Here is a 4154-nt window from a genome sequence, read left to right as displayed (position 1 = left end):
CAACAAATGGAGAAAACAATGCACACATAATTGATCGACAAACCTGAAACAAACTTGTATGCTCAGCAACTAAGCGCCTGGTCAATATTCAATGCGCGCAGCGGGTCAATATTGAGTGCGCGCCGACAGCCAGCGGATACCCGCGGAACTCCGTCGAGTCCGATTGGCCTAACTGGATCGCTCCGATGGCCTAGTTCTAGCTGAAGCTGTGCAACCTCAGTTCCTGAAAACGTGAGGACAAAGGACTTCAGGTCGATTGGGTTCGCCGCTAGCGTATACCGCCTGCCAGAAACTATCCTTAGCGGCTGCGGGATAGGTGGAACTGGGCGAGGCGGCGTTGCCGCATCTTTCACTGCAGCCGTTAACCGGGAAGCAGCTGACGGGTTTTCAGGCATGGGCTGATCGGACTTGATGGCGCGACCTATGAACGTACCAATATCGCCAGGCTCGAACTCTCCGCCCGTAAATACGACGACAACATTCTTCTCCGGGGAGACGCTGATACGTTGACCGCCCCGACCGAGTGCTTCGAACAGCGGCGGCTGCCTGTTCGGATAAATCCAGAATCCATATCCATATTTCGTATCGCTGCTCATCGGCAAGGAATGCCCCTGAATGGCGGCATCCATCAACTTCTCCGGAACGAGTTGTCGGTCTTCCCAGCGACCGTTGTTCAACCACAGATACGCTAATTTCGCCATGTCGCGGGGTTCGAGGTGGAGGTCGCCCCAGCCATACGAAACACCTTGGCCATCTGCCGGCCATGCTACGTTGCCTATGCCGAGCGGATTGAACAGCTCGTGGCGCGCGAAATCAAGTGCGCTCAGGCCCGTTGCCTTTGTGATCGCGCTAGAAATGATATGCATTCCGCCGGAGCAATACTCGAAGTGGCTTCCGGGCTCATCGCGCATTGGGAGATCCAGCATGAACTCGGTCCAATCGGCGCTTTTTCTCATCTGGGACAGTGTGATCTCGCCGAGGCTGGCGTGGCAGTCCAACCCGGAGGTCATCGTCAGCAAATGCTCGATGGTCATACGTTTTTTTTGCTGGTCCAGGTTCGCTATCCTTTGTTGATTGAAAACCGAAGTCAGCGGCTGGCGAAGCTCCAGCTCGTGCTTGCCGATTGCGATTTCAACGAGCGTCGACGTAACGCTCTTCGTCACTGACGCGACATCGTGGAATTGTCCATCCATGAACGGCCAGAAATAGTCATCTAATACAACATAGCCGTTGCGAACGATGGTCAGGCTGTGGATCGGCGTATGGCGGTCGCGAATGTAGTCAAACGCGCCGGCCAGCACCTGGGAATCCATCCCTTGCGCTTCCGGGGAGGAGTAGCGCCATCCGTGCGTTGGCCAATATGTCTCTTGCGCCCATGCATCACGCACACCTGCGCCGTCGAGAACAGCCGCACACATGACACACACAGTAACGAAGCGTTTGGAAACCCGCACAAAATCTCCCGAAGCTGATGGTCTACCGTGATTTAATTTTCATTTTACGAAAATAACCGAACACGGCCACCAAAGCAATTTGTTTCTAACCTCTTGAATACCGGATGTCCGTTGAGCAAATTGGGTAACACTGCGCACACATACATTTTAGTCAAAGGGACAAAAACATCACTTCGCTAAAGACAAGTCATGTTCGTACGGCTGGTGTCAGTAACATTTTTGTATGATCGCTTCGTACTGAAAAGAGTCAGTCACCCCAAACTTCAAACGGCCCCTAGCCAAGCATTGCCGCCAGTCGTGACAGAAACAGTAATTTAAAACATAAGAAATAGTAAATTTCTATTTGCAATTTGCTTATATCTGAACCATGTATTTGAACTAGTTCGGTGGCTTTTTTGTCGTGCTAATCGATGGCTCATTTGAAATGCAAGCGGGTGGATTAATTCAATTGCCAATCAGTGACTTATTTGACGCAAATACGCACACTTCACCGATACTCACAAAAAATAAGTATCATTCCCAGAATTATTTAACCTTAATATTTGGATGCGATATGCTCAAGACACTTCTCGTTGCAACAATTACCTTGTTTTCAACCCAATCATTCGCACAAACGCAGACGAACACGGGTGATTTTTTCCTAACTTTGCCGGGTAAGAGTGCCATATTTGTTCAAGGATTTCGTACCTACTTTGCGGGCGAGTATGTTGCGCCCGAGAAGAATCTAGCAGTATTACGGGAAATTAAACCGAAGGTTTCTGCGGTTAGAATTGCGGATTTCACTGCCAACGATCCTGACATGAAGACCCTCGTATGTAGATTGAGTTGGCCGGTCCACGCTCCAGCAGAAATCCCATACGCGGTGTTCCTTGCGGGTGCCATGCGTGATGAGTTGACAAAGGAAGGGCTATATTCTGCAACGGACGGAATTGAGATTTCAGGGCGTCTGGATTCAATCAATTTCGAATCCTTTGGGAGCGGAAAGTGGATCATTGCCGCGACATTTTCGGCTCAAGGAAAAGAGCCCGTGACGGTGAGACATGAGACAACGTTCCCTGTATCCTTCATTGCATCAAGTGCGTGCGGCAAAGTACGGGACAATTTGGTTCCCGCCATGCAGGAGTTTCTGTTTGCAGTATATTCAGACGAGAGGTTTCTAGCATTGCTGCACTAATCACCGCATTATGAATATGCAGATGGCACTGAGTTATCCCTATGCATTGCCGCTAGTCGCGAGCAAGAAGGTAAATTTAAAATATAAGAATTACCAAAAAACTTAGATATTTTCTAGCAAACTCTCTCTGCGCAGACTAGAGATGCCGACGCATGTATTTGAGCGCATTCTATGTTTTTTTGTTGCCGTGCCAATCGGTGGTTTTTTCCGTGCAAATTTGCAGTAGTGACTCGTTTTTGTGTCGGCTGAAAAATCGACATAAGTTAACTCAGGTAAAAAATACCCCATGCGATGAATGTATGAATCTAATCACATGGAGTATTAAAATGATCCGTCATCCTGTCAATTCAAACCGCACGCTTCACCACGAAAACAATTTTTTGACTTACCATTACAAGCAGACAAGGGAGCCTTCATAAGAGAATACCTTGACCGACTTTATTAAACAATGTCACGCGCTCTTCATCAATATCATCGAGCGTTTACGTTTAGGCTTGACCTGCGGCTTCCGCCTACCATTGACCCGCGTTACCTCTCACATGAGAACGAGTTTATTGATCGTTTCATCGATTCGTTTAAAGCAAAAATTAGACACAACCGTCAATTTGCACTTCGTGAGAATCAGTATGCGCATGACACCGTCGTCCGGTATGTTTGGGCAAGAGAGGTCGGACAGCATGTGCGCCCCCACTACCATTTGGTCATTTTTCTAAACTATGAAGCATTCTGCTCTCTTGGCCAATACTCTCTTGGACGAGACAATATGTTTAATCGACTGGAGAGTGCTTGGGCAAGTGCATTAGGGCTGATAATTGATGACGCAGTAGGTTTGGTTGAGATACCAGCAAAACCCTACTATCACATCCACCGTGACGATGTGGACGTTATCGCAAAGTTCTTTATCGAGCTAGCTATCTATGCAAATCCGCTACAAGGTCTTTTGGAGATGGCAGCCATAGATTTGGCGCTAGTTTTGACCGTTGACTAAAAATATACTGTGCCTAAGCTTTAGGCCAGCCATATTAGGGCCAAGTAGTCCCTCTGAAATTCCATCTCTTTCAACAGCGAATTTTCTGGTATGGGTAACGAGTCAACGAACTTGCCGCGAATTCGATCGACCCCTCGAACGCCAACTCGTTGAACAAAGTCTCGCAAATTTGATTGAAGTGGATTACCGATTAATGCCACGTGCTCAGCTTGTGCTTTTGCCCACTTGATGGCGTCAGGAATTATTGTGTGCAATTGCTCTTGTAGTGTCATCTGGTACACAACCCCCACCACTCCGGCATCAATCGCCGAATCTCAGGCTGCGCAAATCGATCATCAATCAAATAAATCACCCCATGATCCGTCGTAGTGCGGATGACGCGTCCTGCTGCCTGAACTACTTTTTGTATGCCAGGGTAAAGATAGGTGTAGTTATACCCTGAGCCGAATAACTGCTGCATACGTTGTTTAATCTGCTCATTGACCGGATTCATTTGGGGTAATCCCAGTGTCGCAATAAAAGCGCCAATCAAGCGCGC

At 48.1% G+C, this 4154-nt stretch carries 4 protein-coding genes; 2 read left to right on the top strand and 2 right to left on the bottom strand.

Annotated elements, in window-relative coordinates; genetic code table 11:
* Positions 1 to 62: 62 nt before the first annotated feature.
* Positions 63 to 1454, bottom strand: a complete 1392-nt coding sequence (locus AAKU61_RS22185; RefSeq protein WP_354335762.1) for a serine hydrolase domain-containing protein — start codon at positions 1452 to 1454, stop codon at positions 63 to 65.
* Between the two features lie 553 nt (positions 1455 to 2007).
* Here AAKU61_RS22185 and AAKU61_RS22180 point away from each other — a divergent pair.
* Together AAKU61_RS22180 and AAKU61_RS22175 are read left to right on the top strand one after the other, a co-directional pair.
* Positions 2008 to 2628 (top strand): hypothetical protein, encoded by a 621-nt coding sequence (locus AAKU61_RS22180; RefSeq protein WP_354335760.1) that lies wholly within the window; start codon positions 2008 to 2010, stop codon positions 2626 to 2628.
* Positions 2629 to 3076: 448 nt separating this feature from the next.
* Complete coding sequence (locus AAKU61_RS22175) at positions 3077 to 3616, top strand: YagK/YfjJ domain-containing protein (RefSeq protein ID WP_503012675.1); 540 nt, start codon at positions 3077 to 3079, stop codon at positions 3614 to 3616.
* A 268-nt stretch (positions 3617 to 3884) separates the two neighbouring features.
* On the opposite strand, the gene AAKU61_RS22165 is transcribed toward AAKU61_RS22175, so the two are convergent.
* Positions 3885 to 4154, bottom strand: a 270-nt coding sequence (locus tag AAKU61_RS22165; protein WP_354335758.1) for a helicase C-terminal domain-containing protein, incomplete at its 5' end; no start/stop codon positions are given.

The sequence above is a fragment of the Undibacterium sp. GrIS 1.2 genome, assembly GCF_040544435.1.
Taxonomy (GTDB): domain Bacteria; phylum Pseudomonadota; class Gammaproteobacteria; order Burkholderiales; family Burkholderiaceae_D; genus Undibacterium.
Note: the sequence above shows the minus strand (reverse complement) of the source record. Positions and strands in the feature narration are given on the sequence as shown.